Annotated in this window: 17 protein-coding genes and 1 tRNA gene; 14 read left to right on the top strand and 4 right to left on the bottom strand. The window is 65.1% G+C overall.

From position 1 onward, the window contains the following. Positions 1–482 precede the first annotated feature (482 nt). From F0U60_RS40130 to F0U60_RS40110, 5 genes are all read left to right on the top strand, one after another. Positions 483–815 (top strand): hypothetical protein, encoded by a 333-nt coding sequence (locus F0U60_RS40130; RefSeq protein ID WP_395807759.1) that lies wholly within the window; start codon positions 483–485, stop codon positions 813–815. A 472-nt stretch (positions 816–1,287) separates the two neighbouring features. Further along, positions 1,288–1,866, top strand: a complete 579-nt coding sequence (locus tag F0U60_RS40125; RefSeq protein WP_395807757.1) for a hypothetical protein — start codon at positions 1,288–1,290, stop codon at positions 1,864–1,866. Between the two features lie 152 nt (positions 1,867–2,018). Continuing rightward, positions 2,019–2,630 carry a hypothetical protein gene (locus F0U60_RS40120; protein WP_395807755.1) on the top strand — a complete coding sequence of 204 codons (612 nt, stop codon included), beginning with the start codon at positions 2,019–2,021 and terminating at the stop codon, positions 2,628–2,630. Positions 2,631–3,289: 659 nt separating this feature from the next. After that, on the top strand, positions 3,290–3,571 hold the full coding sequence (locus F0U60_RS40115) for a hypothetical protein (RefSeq protein WP_395807753.1): 282 nt from the start codon (positions 3,290–3,292) through the stop codon (positions 3,569–3,571). After that, positions 3,568–4,098, top strand: coding sequence for a hypothetical protein (locus F0U60_RS40110; protein WP_395807751.1), 531 nt, complete (start codon positions 3,568–3,570; stop codon positions 4,096–4,098). Before F0U60_RS40115 ends, F0U60_RS40110 begins: the two co-directional genes overlap by 4 nt. Positions 4,099–4,210: 112 nt before the next feature. Here F0U60_RS40110 and F0U60_RS40105 read toward each other — a convergent pair whose 3' ends face one another. After that, on the bottom strand, positions 4,211–5,920 hold the full coding sequence (locus tag F0U60_RS40105) for a SulP family inorganic anion transporter (protein WP_395807748.1): 1,710 nt from the start codon (positions 5,918–5,920) through the stop codon (positions 4,211–4,213). 217 nt (positions 5,921–6,137) lie between these two features. Between F0U60_RS40105 and F0U60_RS40100 the strand changes: the two genes are divergently transcribed. Genes F0U60_RS40100 through F0U60_RS40085 form a run of 4 tightly spaced genes read left to right on the top strand, consistent with a single transcriptional unit; the run spans position 6,138 to position 10,335 of the window. Next, a complete protein-coding gene (locus F0U60_RS40100) occupies positions 6,138–7,679 on the top strand; it encodes an ATP-binding protein (RefSeq protein WP_395807746.1) in 1,542 nt (513 codons plus the stop codon). Beyond that, positions 7,676–9,142 carry a sigma-54-dependent transcriptional regulator gene (locus tag F0U60_RS40095; RefSeq protein WP_395807744.1) on the top strand — a complete coding sequence of 489 codons (1,467 nt, stop codon included), beginning with the start codon at positions 7,676–7,678 and terminating at the stop codon, positions 9,140–9,142. Before F0U60_RS40100 ends, F0U60_RS40095 begins: the two co-directional genes overlap by 4 nt. Positions 9,143–9,184: 42 nt before the next feature. Then, entirely contained in the window at positions 9,185–9,853 is a 669-nt protein-coding gene (locus tag F0U60_RS40090; protein WP_395807742.1) for a hypothetical protein, read from the top strand. A gap of 2 nt (positions 9,854–9,855) precedes the next feature. Beyond that, complete coding sequence (locus F0U60_RS40085; RefSeq protein WP_395807740.1) at positions 9,856–10,335, top strand: SMI1/KNR4 family protein; 480 nt, start codon at positions 9,856–9,858, stop codon at positions 10,333–10,335. Between the two features lie 18 nt (positions 10,336–10,353). Here the strand turns inward: F0U60_RS40085 and F0U60_RS40080 are convergent, their stop codons facing one another. From F0U60_RS40080 to F0U60_RS40070, 3 genes are all read right to left on the bottom strand, one after another. Then, complete coding sequence (locus tag F0U60_RS40080) at positions 10,354–11,613, bottom strand: PIN domain-containing protein (protein WP_395807738.1); 1,260 nt, start codon at positions 11,611–11,613, stop codon at positions 10,354–10,356. 70 nt (positions 11,614–11,683) lie between these two features. Further along, positions 11,684–12,265, bottom strand: coding sequence for a tyrosine-type recombinase/integrase (locus F0U60_RS40075; RefSeq protein ID WP_395807736.1), 582 nt, complete (start codon positions 12,263–12,265; stop codon positions 11,684–11,686). Positions 12,266–12,438: 173 nt separating this feature from the next. Then, a tRNA-Asn gene (locus tag F0U60_RS40070) sits at positions 12,439–12,511 on the bottom strand. Between the two features lie 144 nt (positions 12,512–12,655). Here F0U60_RS40070 and F0U60_RS40065 point away from each other — a divergent pair. From F0U60_RS40065 to mpl, 5 genes are all read left to right on the top strand, one after another. Next, positions 12,656–13,846 carry an RsmB/NOP family class I SAM-dependent RNA methyltransferase gene (locus F0U60_RS40065; protein WP_395807734.1) on the top strand — a complete coding sequence of 397 codons (1,191 nt, stop codon included), beginning with the start codon at positions 12,656–12,658 and terminating at the stop codon, positions 13,844–13,846. Positions 13,847–13,889: 43 nt separating this feature from the next. Then, entirely contained in the window at positions 13,890–15,182 is a 1,293-nt protein-coding gene (locus F0U60_RS40060) for a 50S ribosomal protein L11 methyltransferase (RefSeq protein ID WP_395807732.1), read from the top strand. Positions 15,183–15,311: 129 nt separating this feature from the next. Next, positions 15,312–16,223, top strand: coding sequence for an LD-carboxypeptidase (locus F0U60_RS40055; protein WP_395807730.1), 912 nt, complete (start codon positions 15,312–15,314; stop codon positions 16,221–16,223). Next, positions 16,220–17,395 (top strand): serine hydrolase domain-containing protein, encoded by a 1,176-nt coding sequence (locus tag F0U60_RS40050; protein ID WP_395807728.1) that lies wholly within the window; start codon positions 16,220–16,222, stop codon positions 17,393–17,395. The genes F0U60_RS40055 and F0U60_RS40050 overlap by 4 nt, the downstream gene beginning before the upstream one ends. Beyond that, positions 17,388–18,854 carry a UDP-N-acetylmuramate:L-alanyl-gamma-D-glutamyl-meso-diaminopimelate ligase gene (gene mpl, locus F0U60_RS40045; RefSeq protein ID WP_395807726.1) on the top strand — a complete coding sequence of 489 codons (1,467 nt, stop codon included), beginning with the start codon at positions 17,388–17,390 and terminating at the stop codon, positions 18,852–18,854. Before F0U60_RS40050 ends, mpl begins: the two co-directional genes overlap by 8 nt.

Raw genomic sequence — 18,854 nt, 5'->3', positions numbered from 1 at the left:
ATTGCACACCGGGTTGTTGGAGCAGGCATTCGCGCGGGGGAGCGCATTACTCGAAAAGTCGCCAAGCGGATATACAGGGCGGGGGGGGACGTTGTGTCAGGATCTGCCCGAGCTTCAAAAAAGCTTGCCAAGGATGTAAGCAAAGGAGGCGGGTGGTGGTGGCAAGGCCTGCCATGTCGAGGCGCATGGAAATGGTGCAAATCACTATCATTCCCTGGACAAGCGAGGCCGGCATTTGGAAGGCGCCGGGCATGTGTTTTATGACGAGGACCTGGTGATGATTCCAACCTTGCTGTTCGACCCCAATGAGAATGGTGAGTGGATGGATAATGAGGAGTTGTTTGAGTGGTTTAATCCATTTCCGTTTGGTTCGTATGAGGATTTCATATCCCCGGAGTGTTATGGAACCTGATTTCAATCCCGTGGTAGGGAGTTGATTCCTCCTGGGTCTTGAGTCAATTCTGGGTGAATTGGGGTCTTTGATGCCAAGCAGGGAAGAGAAATTGAGAGCGATTTGTCTCCTGGTCGAAGGCGAAGAGGATGTTGATGGCGAGCGTCTTCGATTCTTCCAGAGTATAGTTATCTATGCTCTGGATTTTCAGGATGCGGAGAGGCGGGTGACGGTGGAGTTGGCGCGTCGGGGGGCATCTTTGATCTCGATTGATCCAGAGGAAACACGAGAGGTTGAGCCCGACACCGTGAAGTTTGGCGGAGCCGATCCGGAGGCGGGCATTGTCGGTAAATCTGGACGTATTTGGGTCAAGCCGGGATTGTTCCGCAGGATCGGTTCAAGACTCCGGCGGATCTGGCACTGAGCTTTACGTGGAATCGCGAAGCGCGGCGCCGCTGGCGTATCTGCCTTCGTGGCTTGCTGTGTAGTGCTTGGCTTGGTGGTCCTTCTCCGAGCAAGGGGATGCCTCAGAATCGCTGAGGCATCCTCTTGTTGTTGCTTGCGCCGGGCGAGCTCGCGCACCGATTCCGGCTCAGGGTGTGAGGCAATAGGCGCCGCGGCGGGTTCCACACTGCTGTGGACTGGTGCAACAATAGGAGCGGTCTGGGTCGGCGCTGATCTCCCGGCGCCCGCATTGATGCCAGCTCGTGCGAGAGCTCGCGAGGGTTCCAGTCCATCTCATGGAAATGCTCCCGGCGTGCGACCGGGGTACGCGCTGGCCCCAATGACGTGAGCGGGTATCATCCTGGAACAGTATGGGACGGTGTCCCTCATATCCATATTCTTGGCGCAGGTAGAGGTGGACATGTTCCCGTCAAACCCGGGGTGGAGCCGCGATGAAGCTCGATGTGAATGGTTATATTGTTGTCGACAAGCCTCGGCAGGGTTCTCTCTATCGTGGGGTCGATAGAAATCCTTGGGACGTGGTTGCTGGCCATTTCTACGAAGGTCGGCTTCCGAAAGAGGAGCGGAGCAGGTTTGAGCACATCAAACTTCGTGAGCCGCACGAACTATGGTGGCCAGTGAGCCGTGAGGTTGGACCTGCCCATGAGTTGTTGGCCTATTCCATCGCCAACGGGTCTACCTGTGAGTTGATTGCGGTGTCTTCCCCGTATCTTTCTTCCCTTCGATTCCGAGCCGAAGCTTCCGGGCGTACTCTCTTGCGCCTGGGGACTGATGTGATTTCGGTCGGAGAGTGGTCTCTCTTGAAGATCTTGCAAGAGCATGTGTTGCAAGACCCGTCGCACTCGCTTTCCTTTATCCTGAATGAGCACGGGCTACTACGGGATGGGCGGGATGTTAGGAAGGTCGAGGCCCTGTATCGAGAGTGGTCCGACTTGGGGCGGGTCGAGCCCATTGCAGACGTTGCGAGCGGGCTTCCAGTTGAGCCTGTAGACGTATTTCTTCTGCAGTAGCCCGCGCGAGCCTTCTTTCATCCAGAGTTGAGATTCTCCAAGGGGTACTGAAATCAATAGGTGCCAGTGCGTCAGAAGTAGGTGGGGAAGGGGGTATTCACCGACCCGTGCTTCTGGGGAATCGTGTGCTGCTACTAAATGCCTTGAGTCAGATGCGGCGTGAGCTCGAGGCCGGTCGGCTCGAAATGCACCTGGGGGGTGTGGATGCGAACGTGCTTGCTAGGTTCGTGGCCGGGTATAATAGGGCGTGCCTTGGGGACAACGGAGTCGAGGACACCGAGTACGCGGCGTTCTCCGTTCGGAGCGATAGGCATGGAGGGGACATGAGACCGTATGGCCCGACATCTCTCGTGGTTGCTTGTGGTGTGGCCAGTGTCGGCGTGCTGGTTGCGTATCTGGGGTACAGCACGGTTGTTGTACCCCTTGTGAAAGGCGGAGGGGCGGTCCCTACCCTCCTGTGGACTGTTCTTGTTGGGGTGGCCCTCCTCGGGGTCATGGGTGGTGGGATGCTGGCACGGAGGGGGACCCACATCGTCGCGATCGGCGCATGGGTGACGATTCTGCGGAATACCGTCCAACTGCTCCTCGCCTCGACCAAAATGCCCGGATTCTTGAAGTTCGACGTGTTCGACACCTCAGTGTTTGATTGGAGTGTGGCGCTGGTGCTGGAGACGGGGCTGTGGTCGGTGACAGCCTGGCTCGGGTTGGCTCTCCTTACGGTCATCAATCGGGTGAACGCGTGGCGAGCGTCTCAAACCCGATGAGTCAACCTGCGTGTGTTGAGCAGGCCAACGGAAGTAACCTTCGGTGGAGACGCCTTTGCGCCGGTACGGAATCAGCATTTTCTACAATGCTCTGCGGTTGGGAGTTTCAGCCGTCTTCGCATTGAGTACGTCGTGCACCCGGAATGTTGTTCCCCAAGGAGTGTCGCCTGAGGTGACCTGGGAGAATTTCGAGCGGGAAGTCGAGTGCGCAACTCGTGCGGGTCATGAGGTTCCCGTCGCGGAGCGCGACCTGTGTCTTCAACGCTCGTTTGAAGGTCTCCTCGCGGCTGATGAGAATGCCTTCTGCACTCGGGATGATGATTGCAGCCTCGTGCGCGACTGGCCCCCCTTGGGGCCATCATGCCTTCCTGTTCGCTACGAATGGATCCAGAGTCAGGCCTACAGGGAACTGCGGGAGCGCCTGACGGACGCGTGCGGGTTCCTGGACAGTTTCTCTTCCCCACCATACTGTGAAGCGATCTGTCTCCGAGGTCGCTGCGTCGTGCCGGGTCGGAGGTGGCTGATTCTTGAGCCGACTGACCTCTGTGTCGCGAAATAGCAGCACTTCGGGACGAGATTGCTCCGATAGAAATAGCCTGTAATCCCGTTGAAGAGGTCGTCAAACGTTGTGAGGATGCATTGATGAGATGGGAAGGCCCATGATCGATCCTGAGCGAGCGCGGATTCTGACTTCAATCCTGGACCGCTCCATGGTCCACGCAGTCCCTGACGCCAAGGTGCGTGATGAGTTGTCGTTTCATATCGCCGACGTTCTCAGGGACTTTCTCCGGATTGAATCGCTCCTGGAAAAAGCCTTCGACGGTGGAGAATTGTCACGCGTCGACGTGGAGGAGGTTGTTTCCTTGATGGCCTCACATTGGCCTTATCATCTGAAGGCCATTGCGCGTCTCCGGAAACGCTTGGATGGCGAGTTTCAATGATCCACTTTGAGGCCATTCGTCTCGACCGCGAAGGTCGGATCGAGGAGGCTGCGCTGCTCTACGAAGAGGCGCTACTGGCTGGAGAGCGGACGCTGGAGCTGTTCTTGAATCTTGTGATTCTGTACTGGCAAGCCACCGATTTTGGATTCTCGACACATCACAGGCTTGGTCCAGGATTCGTCGCTACGGCTGGCAAACGATTCCCTTCTCTGCTCCGTGAAGCGGGTCGAGCCTATCCGGGAAGCACGGAAGTCAGGTTCTGGCAGAAGTACATCCCCTGGGCGGATCTTGGGGAGTACTTCGCTCCAGAGGACTGCCGGAAGCTGTTGCTGGAAGACCCATCCGTGTTGGTCCCAGTGGTGTACCTGTTCAATGAGAGGGAGGGTCGGGAGTACCGAGAGAAGGCCGTCGAGCTCCTTCAGCGATGCTGGGAGGACGGTACAACGCGCTCTCGATATGTCGCATCGGTCATCGGGGGAGTGGTGACTCGAATCGAGTGGGCCGATGCGCGTGGAAAAGGGTCGTGAATCGAGATGGGAGTTGTTGGAAGTGACGGAGGGGACGGGACTGAGAGGCAGTGGCAAATCGTCTGATGCCACATCGTCTTCCTCTCAATCCTGCCCCATCCATCACCGGCGCTCAGGCATTGACGGGCGGCGGCTCCCTATGTGCTCCCGTCGGAACGGTGCCCTTATGACTCTGGGCGATGTGCTCGAGCGCCTCGTCATACGAAGGCATCAGGCTGGCCGATAGGGCGCTTCGCGGGAATCCCTCCTGCTCGAGCATCCGGGCCACCTCACCCTGTGCGACCACGACGACCATGCCCTGGCGCACGATGATGCTCTCCCGGAGATCCTGCACGGCCTGGAGTCCAGTCGCGTCCATGTAGGGCACCGCCGACAGATCGAGCAGGAGGTACCTCGGGGAGGGATGGTTGGCGAGCGCTGTATTGAGGACACCCGGAGAGAGGAAGTCGAGCGGCCCGCGGACGCGGATGCGCTGGAGCGGCGGTCGATCATCCTGCTCGGCGGCGGCCGCGCCCAGGCTGCGGAAGTAGGGGCGTCCATCCAGCCGCAGGATGCGCGTCTGCACCTCCGTCCGAGGCCGCTTCATCAGGAGCAGTCCGATGGAGAGCGCCACGCCCGCGCCGAGTCCGAGCAGGAGATCCACCGAGGCGATGACGGACGCGGTCACCGCGACCACCGCCACCTGGGGGCGCTCCTTCTCCCACAGCGCACGCGCACCCTTCAGATCGAGCAACCGCACGCCGACGACCACGAGGATGCCCGCCAGCGCGGCGATGGGCACGCGAGCGACGAGCTGTCCGGCCACGAGGCACACCCCGAGCAGCAGGAGCGCATGCAGCACCGACGCCGCGCGGGTGCGGGAGCCCGCCTGGATCGACACCGAGGAGCGAACGATGGCGCCCATCACCGGCATGCCGCCGAAGAGCGAGGACGCGAGGTTCGCCATGCCCTGGGCCATCAGCTCCTGATCATGATCCGTCTGGTTCTTCTCGAACCCAGGGAACTGATCAATGGCGCTGGCCGACATCAGCGAGCCCAGTGACGCGAGGATGGTCAGCGAGAAGACATCAGGAAGCAGCGCGCTCCAATCCACTCCCCCCAGCGAGGGGAATTGAGGCGGAGGAAGCCCCGGGGGCAGCTCCCCCACACGGGCCAGCTCCGGACCCATCAGTCCGCCGAGCACCGTGGCCACCACAAGCCCCACCAACACCGAGGGCACTCGCCGCTGCACCCGTGGCAGGCCCACCATGCAGGCGATCACCAGCACGCCGAGGGCGATGCCACCCCAATGCACCGCCCCTGCTCCCCCTTGCGAGACCAGGGAGGAAAGCGAGCCGACGCTCTTCGGCAACCCCATCAGCCTGGGCAGCTGGACATTGAGGAGGATCAGCCCGATGCCCGCCATGAACCCACGCACCACCGGCGCGGGTAGCAGCTTCGCCAGCCGGCCCACCCGCATCACTCCGAGAAGAATCTGCAAGAACCCGCAGCAAAGGGTGGCCACCACCATGCCTTCGATTCCATGGCGCTGAACCAGAAGGAGCACGATGGGCACCAGCGCTGCTTCGGGCCCTGTCACCTGCAGGCGGGAACCTCCCAACAGTCCGGCCACGACACCCGCGATGGCGCCACTGATGAGGCCCACGCTGGCGGGCAGTCCCGAGGCCACTGCGAGCGCAAGATTGAGCGGAAGCGCTACGCACGCCACCGTAAGGGCTCCGGACAGATCCTGCCCGAGCGTCTTGGGCGACACCATCTGCTTCCAGTCCTGCCACAGCAGACGAACGCGATCCGCGGCTCCAACCGAGTGTTGTTCGAGCATGATGCCCGGGCGTCTCTTCACATCGCGTGCCGCACCGCTTTCTCCTCTGTGAGCGTGCCCCGCTGTCGGCTCGGGCCGACATGTCTGCTGCGGGGATGAACCGACACCTGTCTGTTCCAACCGACGCTACGACTGGCAGGTGGACAGTCGGATACATTCACACGTGCACGTGAAGCGGGAGCGCATTAGGAGGCGCTCCTCGGAGTTCGCCCACGACATGCGCCTCGTCCAGCGTCTGCTCATCTCCCACGCTCTGCTCACCACCGTCCTGCTCGGGGCCGCCGCGTTCGCTGTGGTGGCCCTGGTCCGCATGACGAGTCTCCTCACGGAGATCCGAGAGGAACATCTGGGAAAGGTGCAGGAAGAGGAGGCCGTTCATCAGGCCACCTGGGGCATCGAGGTTGCTGCTCGGCACTCCATCCTGGCCTGTGAACGTGACCCGACCGTGGGACCTCAGGTGGCGAGCGCCATGCAGACGTCACTGCTCCGGCTGGAGGCGCTGCTGGCCAAGTATGGAGAGGCCATCCAGCCGAACATCCGGGACACGGCGGAGAACTACCGCACCTATGCCCGGTATGTGATCGAAGAGAACACGTGCGCCCGTCTGTTCGATCCCTCGATGCGCGAGAAGCGGCTCTCCTGGGACGAGAACCTCACGGATGCCTGGATCGCCATCGTGCACTCTCTGCACGAGGTGGTTCTTCAGCGCGAAGCCGAGGCCTATGCCATCGGCGCCACCGCGATCAGCGTAGGGCTGGTGTTCGGCGTCCTGGCGGTGCTGGCCGCCTGGGGCGTGGCGCGCTGGATGGCACGAGGGGTCACCCGTCCTCTGGAGTTGCTCACCACGCAGGCTCGGCAAGTGGGGCAGGGGAACTTCAGCCCCATCACTCAAGTGGGGGGACCGCTCGAGGTGGAGGAGCTGACCTCAGAGCTGGAGCGGATGCGCGCACGCCTGGCGGAGATCGATCAGCTCAAGGACGCCTTCGTGGCCTCTGTGTCGCACGATCTCCGGACTCCGCTCACGCGGCTGCGGGCTGCGCTCGGGTTGATGGCGGATGGCACGACCGGTCCGCTCAACGAGCAGCAGCGGCGGGTGGTGGAGTTGGCCCGCAGTGCCTGCGAGCGGGAGATCCGCCTGGTGTCCGCGTTGCTCGACATGTCCCGGGTGAAGTCTGGAAAGGCCCTGCGGCGCGAGGCGGGCTGCCTCCTGGATGACGTGCTCCTCCGGGCGATAGAGGACGTGCGCAGCGAGGCCGATGCGGCTGGAGTCCAACTGGAGTTGCGGACCGAGGGGACGCTCGCTCCCGCCTCGCTCGACGCCGCCCTCATCGAGCGCGCAGTGGCCAACCTCTTGGGCAACGCGATTCGCGTCTCCTCGCCAGGGCAGCGGGTTCGGATGGTGCGCACCGTGACCCAGGAGGGACCACCGGGACACGCCGCGTCCGCCTCTAGCTGGGCTCGAGTGGTGGTGCGCGACGAGGGGCCGGGAGTCCCGCCCGAGGTTCGTGATCGGCTCTTCGAGCACTTCTTCACCTCTCCGGTGGGGAATAACGCCTCCTCTCCTCCTGGGATTGGCCTGGGCCTGCCACTGGCGCGCGAGATGATGCGCATGCATGGAGGCGAGGTAGCGTTCCTCGATGAGCCTGGCCCGGGAGCGGCCTTCGCTGTTTGGATACCGCTCGATCGCTCCACTCCGCCCCGCTACTCTTCCGAGGCGACGCCCTCTTCTCCGTCGCCGTCTGACCGGAGCCCCGCATGAGCCCGTCCTCCCAGCCTCTGTCCTCCCCCGCCAACCGTGTGCTGGTGGTGGATGACGACCTCGAGCTGTGTGAGCTCATCTCCCTGCGCCTGGCAGCTCAGGGAATGCAGGTGGCGAGTGTCTCCACGGGCCAACAGGCGCTCGCGCGGGTGGATCGCGGCGAGGTCGACGCGATGGTGCTCGACCTTCGCTTGGGAGACGCGGATGGCCTGGAGATCCTCGCCCAGGCGCGCGAGCGCATCCCGGAGCTGCCGGTGGTCATCCTCACCGCGCACGGGACCATCGAGACCGCGGTGGAGGCCATGCGCCGAGGCGCCTATGGCTTTCTCACCAAGCCGTTCCAGGACCACGAGCTGGTGCAGAAGCTGGTGCACGCGCTCGAGCGCACGACCTTGCAGCGCGAGGTGGATGATCTGCGCCGCATCGTGGCCGGCGTCCCACGCGAGCGGCTGATCGGCGGAAGCCCGGCCATCACCCAGGTGCGTGCACACATCGCGCGGGTGGCGCCGTCGGATGCCACGGTCCTGGTGCTTGGCGAGTCGGGCACGGGCAAGGAGCTCGCCGCGCGGTTGCTGCACGGACTCTCTCGCCGCGCGCACGGACCCTTCGTCGCGGTGAACTGCGGGGCGCTGCCGCCGGAGCTGCTGGAGAGTGAGCTGTTCGGCCACGTGAAGGGCGCCTTCACGGGTGCGACCCAGTCACGCGAGGGGCTCTTCGGGGCCGCGCGCGGCGGGACGCTCTTCCTCGACGAGGTGGGGGAGGCGCCTCCCAGTGTGCAGGTGAAGCTGCTGCGAGTGTTGCAGGAGCGGCGCTACACCCGGGTGGGCTCGAGCACCGAGGAGGAGGCGGATGTGCGGGTGGTGGCGGCCACCAACCGGGATCTCCGCGAGGAGGTGGAGGTTCGGCGCTTCCGTGAAGATCTCTACTACCGGCTGTGTGTGGTGCCGATCACCATGCCGCCATTGCGCGAGCGCCCGGAGGACATTCCGCTCTTGGCCCAGCTCTTCTTGGAGCGAGCCGCGGCGCATAACGGGATGAGGGTTCCGCGCCTGAGCACAGATGCGCTCCAGTTGCTCCGGGACTACGCGTGGCCGGGCAACGTGCGCGAGCTGCTCAACGTGATGGAGGCCGCTGTTCTACTGGCGGCCTCCGAGGAGCTGAGGGCAGAGCATTTGACCCACCTCGTGCAGCCGTCCCCACGTTCCGAGCAAGCCTCGGTGGAGGAGGGCGCACCCGGCGCCTTCATCTCCAAGTTGCCCGGGACGGAGGCCCCGCTGCCCACCTTGCGCGAGGCGCGTGACGCCTTCGAACGCAGCTACCTGATTGAGGCGCTGCGTCGCAGCGGAGGGAACGTGAGCGCCGCGGCACGCATGGCGGGGCGCAACCGTACCGACTTCTACGAGCTGCTGCGCCGGCACGGTCTGTCGGCCGCGGACTTCAAGGACACGGGCAACGGGCGCTGAGTCGCGGTCCTGAATCGTTTCCGAGCAGCACGGGGCATTCCCATGAAGTTGATCGGAGCTGTGGTGCTGTTGGTGTGCCTCTCCGGATGCGCGACAACCCGGAGCGCGGATGGCCCTGGAACGGGAGGCTCTGGCCCTTCGCCCTCTCCAGGGGCCAAGCCCGCCGTGAAGAAGGAACTGCCCTGGTTGAACGTGCCGGGCGGGCGCATGAAGACGACCCTCTTCTATGGCCCCTGGCAGTGCCGCCGGGAGTTCATGAACCAGTGCCAGAAGGAGTGCGGCGCGGGTTACAAGCTCAAGGGCTGCATGTGGCTGGCCGATCTCAAGTTCGACTGGGAGGGAAGCCTCGTCGTCTTGCCCGTCCCTGTGAAGGCCGGGAGCCGCTACGGCCTCTTTCACTGCTGCTGCAACTACCCCGAGCTGTCACCCGAGGACAATGCAGCTCAACGCAAGGCGTGGAACAGGTTTCGGACTTCCTTCCGGAAGGACTGGAGCGAGAAGTTTGGTCAGTGGCCCGAGCAGGGCGGGGTGTCCTGGCCGGGGCACCACATCCGAGACCTCTGGCACGGCGGGGACCCGGTGGACCCTAACAACGTCTTCCCCGCGCAACCGGACGTTCACGACGTGTACAACGAGCAGTATCCCGCCTGCTACGCCGGTCAGGCCCCCTGGAATACAGTGGGCCCCAACCTGCCCTACACGGACAACTGACGATGGCCACGTCCATGAGCCGCTTGCTCGAAGAGGTCTCCCGCGACCACTTCCCGTATCCCCCCGCTACGCCCGAGGCGATTGAGGAGTTCGAGCGGCGGGTGGGCTGGCGGTTGGATGCGGATCTGCGGGCCTTCTACCTGCACTGCAACGGGGCGGAGCTGGTTGAGCGCTTACCGGACACCCCCTACCGCATCCTCCCGCTGTCACAGGTCGTTCGGGCGCGGGTGGCCATCTTCGGGAAGAAGAACGACGATGACGCGCATGGGCCCGCCTCGATGTGGGCCATCTGCGACGTGCAGGATGGCAACTACGTGTTGGTGGACGTGGCCCGCCAGGAGAACGACCGCTACCCCCTGACGGACGGCTACCACGAGGCGTGGCCCAACCCGAAATACTGCGGGCCAGTCGCCAGCTCCTTCGCGGAGTTCTTGGAGCAGGTGTTGCGCACCCGGCGCGGTCTCTACTGGCTGGGGGAGTGAAATCCCTTCCTGTCCTAGCTACTTCTTCACGCGGCGCCTGGACGCCATCTTTTTCGTCCACCATTCCGGTTCCTGCACCTCAATGGACTCGATGTTCTCGATAAGGGCCGTGGCAACTATGGGCTCCTTGTTCTCGTCGTATTCGAGATCAACTCGGATGAGCGCCTTGACCTTCAGTGTCAGGTACGCCTGCGCTGCCAAGTAGTGGTCGTTCCAATCCCCCTCCGAAACAGAGAAATGAGTACCCTCATCTTCTTCGCTGGCCCAGAAGTCAGCCTTGAAAGCAAAGAAGTCCGCCAAGGCGTCGACGATAGTGAGGGTTGCAGGAACGAGGACTGCTTCGTGTCCAAGATCGTCCATGGCTCCCAGGTCGAGATTGAGTTCTTCGATTGAGCCATCGCCCGTGAGTTCGGCCGAGTTGTCTTCTGAGGGCAAGTGGCCTGCCGTAACGGACTTCCCTTGAAGAGCGCCCCAGAGCGAATCCTCAACACCGCTCTGGACAGAGTCCATCTGCTGAGAAATGGCCTCTTGCACGTGCTCTCGCCAATGGGCTTCAGTGGGTGGCTCGGGCAACTCGTCAGCAGCAGGGGGCTCCGCTGCCTTCAACGCGTCTCGTATATCTTGTGACGTGTTGAACGCGCTCAGCGTCTCATGCCCTACGAACCTGTCCTTCGGCATGCTCTTACGCATCCGTTCGTCCGCGCTCACCAGATGCAGGATCTTTCCGAGGCGGCTCTGTTCTTCAAGAGCGGCAGCCACGATGAACGCATCGGGAATATCTTCGCGGCTCTTGGCTTGCTTCATAGGGCCGTCGCCTTTGAAGTACATATCCCACGCCGCGCGTGTCGAAGCTTCCGACAGATGCAGGAACCGAGCACGTAGCGCGCGGAGACGCTGATCAACTCCATCGACCAGCAGCTTCTCCACCTGTTCGGAGAACTCGCTGACGTGCCCCAGGGCGGACTCCGCCTTTGTCGTCATTTCGCCGGGAATGCACCAGGAGAGAACCTTCTGCGGATCCTTCTCTCCCTTGTGCTGCCACTTCTTCCACTCTGCTGCCAACTGGGTTGCCAATTCTCGGGGAACAAGTTCCGGCACGAGAACCTCGACAACATGCTTGTCCACCAATTCTTGGAGCCGCTGAAGAGCACCGCTGCCGGGTGATACCTCCTTGCGGAGAGCGGAGGTGTCCAAGATTACGTGAACAACGCCAGGATTCGCTTTCGCTACTGCGCCAACGATGTCCCCCTCGTTCTTCTTGTTCTTGGGTTCGGTCACGCGTCTTCCTCCTGTTCATCACTTCCTGCGCACCACCATATGGGCCAGCGCAGAGCCAGTTGGATGAATACTAGGCAAGGGTGGGAACCTTCGTCGGGACGGCATGTGTTGCGTAGAAGCGCCGCGTAGTGGCCGGGCTCTTGTGGTTAAGGAAGGCCGCCACCGATGCCGGGTCCGCTCCGTTCTCGATGGCCCAGGTGGCAACGGAGTGCCGGAACCGTCCCGGGGTGAAGGGCGGGATGCCCGCCGCCGTGCAGGCCCTCTTGATGGCCATGCCGTACTTCTCGAAGCTGAACGAGCCGCGCTCCAGCAGCCGCTTCCCGGCCTCCAACACCTCGGCGGACACAGCGGTGCGCAAGGGCTCGCCGCTCTTGGTCTGCGGACACACCAGCACGCCCGCGATCCCCTCGGCCTCGCCTCGGTACGGCTCCACGCTGCCCAGCTTGGCGAAGCGCACCAGCTCCGAGACGTGCCAGCCGGTGCCCGTCTGCACGTCCATCCCGTCACGCCAGTGAGGCGCAAGGTGCTCGTGGGCGAGGAGGTAGTGCTCCCGGGGAATCACCTTGTCCCGCTTCCACTGCTCGGGCCGGGCCTGGGGCACGGTGAGCCGCCCGAAGGTCGGGTCCTCGGCCACCGAGAGGACGTGCTTCACCTTGCGCAACCAGGAGTAGACGCGCTTGAGGACCGAGAGCTGTGCCTCTCGCTTTCGCCCATGTGCTCTCGCCCTTGATTGGGGAGAACGTCCGGGTGGCTCGTCTTGTGTTCGGGGGGAGGGCGGGGCAAAAGAAAAAGGGCGCCGGGTTTGCACCCAGCGCCCTTCTTCAGCTCCCCGACGTGGACTCGAACCACGGACCTAGTGATTAACAGTCACCCGCTCTACCGGCTGAGCTATCGGGGAATATGTCCGCTGCGCGTTGGCCCGTGTGGGCCGCCGCGACAACGAGGTGCTTTCTAAAGAACGGAGTCCGTCCTGTCAACATCCTGTTTTGACCCGCTCTCACGACTTCGCTCGGTTCCCTGGTCGGCGCTCGATGGACTCGCCGTGGTGGTGACCGGTGCCATCGACACTGTCCTCGCCGGCAGTCCGGCCGAGCGGGTGCTCGATCGGACCCTCCGCTCCCACCGGGAGCTCTCTCGCGAGCAGCGCCAGGTCCTCGCCGAGGCCGTCTTCAATGTGGGGCTCTGGCGCCGCCGGCTCGGCTTCCTCCTGGGCCACCCCGAGCCCTCCTCGTCCGCGTTGCTCCATGCCCTGTTGCACGGACTCGCGGGAGTCCCGGCTGAAGAGGCGGCCCGGCTCGCCGGGTTGGGCGCGCCTCCGCCCCTCGTCACCGGGGAGCCCCCCACGCTCGCCCTCCGCTATTCGCTTCCGGACTGGCTCGCCGAGCACTTCACTCGCGAGCTCGGTCCCGCCGCCGAGGACTTCTGCGCCCACCTCAACGTCCCCGGCCCCATCACCCTGCGTGTGAATACGCTGCGGACTCACCGTGATGCCCTGGCGGCCCGGTTGCGTGACGAAGGCGTGGAGACCCGGCCCGGCGAGCTCAGTCCGCTGGCGCTCCACGTCGTGGGTCCCAGGCCCAACCTGTATGGGCTCGACTCGCTTCGGGAGGGGCTCTTCGAGGTCCAGGACGAGGGCAGTCAGCTCCTCGGGTTGCTCGTCGAGGCGCGGCCCGGGGAGACCGTGCTCGACCTATGTGCCGGCGCCGGGGGCAAGACGCTCCTGCTCGGCGGTGCCATGGAGGGCCGGGGACGGCTGCTCGCTCATGATCCGGATGCCGGGCGGCTCGATCGGCTGATGCTGCGGTGTTCCCGGGCGGGGCTCTCCAACGTCCAGGTCCTCCGGGCGCCCCCCGAGGGGTTTCTAGCCGACCGGGTGCTCGTGGATGCGCCGTGCTCGGAGCTGGGCTCCCTGCGGCGTGGACCCGACCTGCGCTTCCTCATTGAGCCGGCCCGCCTCGTCGAGATGGTCCGGCTCCAGCGCGACATCCTCGAGCGCGCGCGCCAGCTCGTGCGCCCCGGTGGGCGGTTGGTCTACGCCACCTGCACGGTGAATCGCGCGGAGAACGAGGAGCTCGTGCATGGGTTCCTGCGCGACGCCCCCGGGTTCCACCTCGTGCCTCCCGGGGAGGGCTGGTTGGCTCCCGGGTGTGTCCGGGAGGGATTCCTGTTCTGTGCTCCGCATCTGCATGGGACCGATGGCTTCTTCGCCGCCGTGCTCAAGAGGGAAGGGTGAACGGTGGGTCCACCCTCCGTGGATTGACGGACTTTTCAACCCCATGGTCTGCTTGCCGCCTCGGCTCTGGACGGTCCTGGCCGGCAACCTCCTCCTCCGCACCCACCACCTCATGGCACAGACCCAGTATTGGACCTCTAGGGGACTCATCATCCATGTCGAGCCAGACGGTTCGATCGTGGCCAATGCCTCGATGTCTCGCCCCTCGATACCGATGAACGCCGAGCACCTGTTGCTCCTGCATGCGTTCAAGGCGGCGAAGGGGCCGGAGCAGGCCTTCGACGAGGTGGCCCCGCGGATGTCGCGCGAGTTCTTCGAGCGGCTCCTGGCCGAGCTGGTGGAGCTGGACATCCTCGTGCCGGTGGTCAATGGGGGCGTGGATGCGACGCAGTTCCTGCCGGCCTCGGGTCTGTGGACGGACCTTTGCGAGCACTACGAGATGCTCCGGGACACCGTTCGCGTCAATTCGTACAAGTCGGCGATCTTCCAGAACGTGCGAGGCAAGGTCGTGGCGGAGATTGGCGCCGGCACGGGCATCCTCTCCATCCTCGCCGCGCAGGCGGGGGCCACGAAGGTCTACGCGATCGAGGAGACCGAGCTGGGCTCCCTGGCCGAGGAGATGTTCCGGGCGAACAAGGTGGACGACCGCGTCACCCTGATCCGGGGCAACAGCCGCAATGTGACGCTCCCCGAGGGCGTGGACGTCATCTTGCACGAGCTGATCAACGTGGATCCGTTCGCGGAGAACCTGATCACCAGCATCCGGGATGGCAAGCGATTCTTCCGCAACCCCAAGGAGGGGCGGTTCCTCCCGTACCGCATCCAGGCCGTCTGCATGGGGGTGAGCCCCCGGGATACGCCCACCGAGGGCAATCGCATCCTGCGGGATGTCGAGAACCTGGATGGCTTCTACGGCGTGGACTTCACCCCGTTCCGCGAGCGCGTCCGCGCTGCACGCCGGGATCTGGGGGCCTCTCTCTTCTTCCGCGGGGACTACACGCGGGTGGCGCCCAAGGGCATCCTGACGGAGGAGTGCGTTCTCCGGGATGTGGATTGCCATCAGGACATGAGCCGCGTGCTCGACGACAGCCCGGTTCCGGGCGTGCTGCGCGTCACCGACGCCGGAGTGCTCGGAGGCGTCGCCATCTTCTTCAAGGCCTGGCTGGACGAGAAGCACATCCTGAGTGCGTCCCCGTTCGCGCCGCCGACGTGCTGGGGCTTCATGGTCAAGGAGTTGGAGCACACGTTGCACGTCAAGCCGGGGGACGAGGTGCGGATTACCTCGCGCCTGCGCACCACGGCGCGCTCGCAGCGCATGGAAGTCAACCTGGCGTGAGCCTGCGGGGGGCCGCCGCCGCCCGAGTGGCCAGGCGGCCCCTCCGTCCCCCTCTCGCGGCGGGAGAGGAGAGGTTGTGGCGCTGACAGGTGCCTTCAGAAGCCCGGGGATGTTCTCTTCCGCGGTGCTATGAAGGCGCCCGTGCGTTGGCTCAAGCCCCTCCCGTTGCGTCCCCGCGACACCGTCCACGTCATCGCCCCCGCCGGCCCCTTCGATCGTCCCAGCTTCGAGGTCGGTCTCGGCGTCATCGGGCAGCGTTACTCGCCCGTCTTCCGGCCCGACCTTTATGAGTCCTGGCGCTACCTCGCCGGTACCGATGCGCGCCGCACCGAGGAGTTCTCCCGGGCCCTTGTCGACCGAGACGCCCGCGCCATCTTCTGTGCCCGTGGGGGCTACGGGAGCATGCGCCTGCTGCCCTCGCTCCCGCTCGCCGACATGGCTCCCACGGCACTCGTCGGCTTCTCCGACCTCACTGCCGTCCACCTGCCGCTTCAGGGGCTAGGTCGCGTCACCATCCACGGGCCCGTCCTCACCCACCTGGGCAAGCAGCCGCCCGAGGTCCAGGAGTACCTCTTCCGCCTGCTCGAGTCCTCCGAGCCCCCGCCGCCCCTCCAGGGCAAGGCCACCTACGTCCCGGGTGTCGTCGAGGGCCCGCTCCTCGGGGGCAACCTCTCCGTCCTCTCCCGGCTGCTGGGCACCCCCTACATGCCGCCGCTCGATGGGGCCATCCTGCTGCTCGAGGACGTGGGCGAGCGTCCCTACCGGCTCGACCGCATCTGGACGCACCTGATGCTCGCGGGCGTCTTCAACCGGGTGCGCGGCATCGTGCTCGGCGACTTCACCGACTGCGAGCAGCGGGATGCTTCCTACAGCAGCGCGGATGTCCTGCGCTCGCTCGCCGAGGAGGCGGGGGTGCCGTGCGCCGCTGGCTTCCCCATCGGCCACGACATCCCCAACTACCCCGTCGCTCTGGGCACCCAGGTGCGGTTGGATGCCGGCGCCGCCCGCCTCACCTTCCTTGAAGGAGCGGTGCAGGCATGAGCAGTCACCCCATCGCGGAGCTCCAGGGTGTTCTCGAGGAGGCCGTCTCGCTCGGCATCTTCCCGGCCGCGCAAGCCGTGGTGATGTACCGAGGCGCCCAGGTCTTCGGCGGCGTGGCAGGCAACGTCTCCGGAGACACGCGCTTCGACCTGGCCTCCCTGACCAAGGTGCTCTGCACCACCGCGCTCTTCTTGCGCTCCTGGACCGAGGGCAAGGTCGGTCCCGAGACGCCCGTGGCCCGCTTCTTCCCGGGCTCGCCCGTAGGGGACGCGGGCGCCACGGTGGCGGACCTGCTCTATCACCGCTCAGGCTTGCCGCCCTTCGTGCCCTTCTTCGCCGAGGCGCTCACCTCCACGCCCGAGCTCCTCGAGCCCTCCTGTCCCTCGGCCACCCGCGCTCGCGTCCGTGAGGAGGTCATCCAGGCCGCCGCGCGCACTCCGCTCGTGGCCAAGCTGCGCACCGCCACTGCCTACAGCGACGTGGGCTTCATCCTCCTGGGGGAGATTCTGGCCCGCGCGGGAGGCGCGTCCCTGGACGTCCTCTTCTCGCGCCATGTCGCCGAGCCGCTCGGGCTCTCCGCGCGCTTCCACCGCCTCACGGACTTCCCCACGGATGGCCTCGTGGCGCCCACCGGAGCCACCCGTCCTCGCGAGCCCGCTCCCGGTCAGGAGGGGATGTGGGGCGAGCTTCCCTCGCGTCCCTCGGTGCCCGGCGAGGTGGATGACGACAACGCCTGGGTGATGGACGGCGTCAGCGGCCACGCGGGCCTCTTCGGCACCGCGGTGGACGTGGCCCGTTTCGGCCAGGCCATCCTCGCTGGGTGTGCAGGGGACGCCTCCCTCGCTCCCGGGCCGCTCTGGTACCGCGCGTTGGCCAGCGATCCCATCCTGGAGGGCAGCACCCGCTCCATGGGGTTCGACTCGCCCTCCCAGGGCCTGTCCAGCGCGGGCCACTTCATCGGTGACACGCCTCCGGGCGCGGTGGGCCACCTCGGCTTCACCGGCACCAGTCTCTGGGTGGACTTGCGCCGCTCGCTCGTGGTGGCGCTCGTCACCAACCGCGTGGCGCATGGCCGCAAGGAAGTGCGCATCCGCGACTTCCGCCCCGTCTTCCACGATCTCGTCGTGCAGGCCCTCGGCCTCAGCGACCTCACCCCGAAAGCACATGGCTGACGACAACGGCAACGTCCTCGAAACCATCACTCCCGGCGCGGTGCGCCGCATCCACCTCGTCGGCGTGGCCGGCACTGGCATGGGCTCCTTCGCCGGCATGCTCAAGGCCGCTGGCTACGACGTCACCGGCAGCGACGAGAACGTCTACCCGCCCATGAGCGACATGCTCCGCGAGTGGGGCATCCAGGCGCTCACGCCCTACCGTCCGGAGAACCTCGAGGTGGCGAAGCCGGACCTGGTCATCATCGGCAACGTCATCCGTCGGGTGAACCCCGAGGCCACCGCCGTGCGCGAGCGCCGGATTGCCCAGATGAGCTTCCCGGCGGCGCTGGGCTCGCTCTTCCTGGATCGGGCGCACTCCGTCGTGGTGGCCGGCACCCATGGCAAAACGACCACGTCCTCGCTGATGGCGCACGTGCTCGTGGAGGCGGGGAAGGATCCGTCCTTCCTCGTGGGCGGCGTCACGCAGAACTACTCGGGCAACTACCGGGTGGGGAAGGGGCCGCACTTCGTCGTCGAGGGCGACGAGTACGACACGGCCTACTGGGACAAGGGCTCCAAGTTCCTCCACTACCGCCCGAAGACGGCCATCCTCACCAGCGTGGAGTTCGACCACGCGGACATCTTCCGGGACTTGCCGCACTACGAGTCCACCTTCGACAAGTTCGTCCGGCTGATTCCCAAGGACGGCCGGCTGGTGGTGTGCGCCGCGTACCCCAACGCCGTGAAGCTGGCGCAGGCGTGCCAGGGCCAGGTCATCACCTACGTGGCGAAGGAGGGCGCCGAGGCGGACTACACCCCGCGCAACGTGCGCTTCGGTCCCGAGGGCGCTCGCTTCGAGGTGGTCGAGCGCGGCACCGTGCTGGGCACCGCGCTGCTGCCGCTCTCCGGTATGCACAACGTGGAGAACACGCTCAGCGTCATCGCCGCGGCGCGCGGGCTGGGCCTGTCCTTCGAGGAGATCACCAAGGGCCTGGCCACCTTCCGCGGGGTGAAGCGCCGCCAGGAGGTGCGGGCGGAGCTTGGCGGCATCATGGTGGTGGATGACTTCGCGCACCACCCCACGGCGGTGCGGGAGACGATCGCCGCCATCCGCCACCGCTACCCGGAGCGCCGGCTGTGGGCCATCTTCGAGCCGCGCTCGAACACCAGCCGCCGCAACATCCACCAGGAGGACTATGCGCACTCCTTCACCGGGGCGGCCAGGGCCAGCCTCAAGGTGCCCGAGCGCCACGACAAGGTGCCCACCGGCGAGGAACTGGACGTGCCCCGCGTCACCGAGGAGCTGAAGTCCCAGGGCATCGCCGCGGATTACGCCTCGGACGTGCCCACGCTCGTCGAGCGCGTCGCGCGCGAGTCCCAGCCAGGTGACGTGCTGCTCGTCATGAGCAACGGCGCCTTCGGTGGGTTCATCGACAAGTTGCTCGTCGCGCTGCGGGCCCGTCTGGGGGCACAATAA

This window comes from Archangium minus, assembly GCF_044360475.1.
Lineage (GTDB): Bacteria > Myxococcota > Myxococcia > Myxococcales > Myxococcaceae > Archangium > Archangium minus.
The sequence above is the reverse complement of the archived record's forward strand: the minus strand, read 5'-3'. Positions and strand labels throughout refer to the sequence as shown.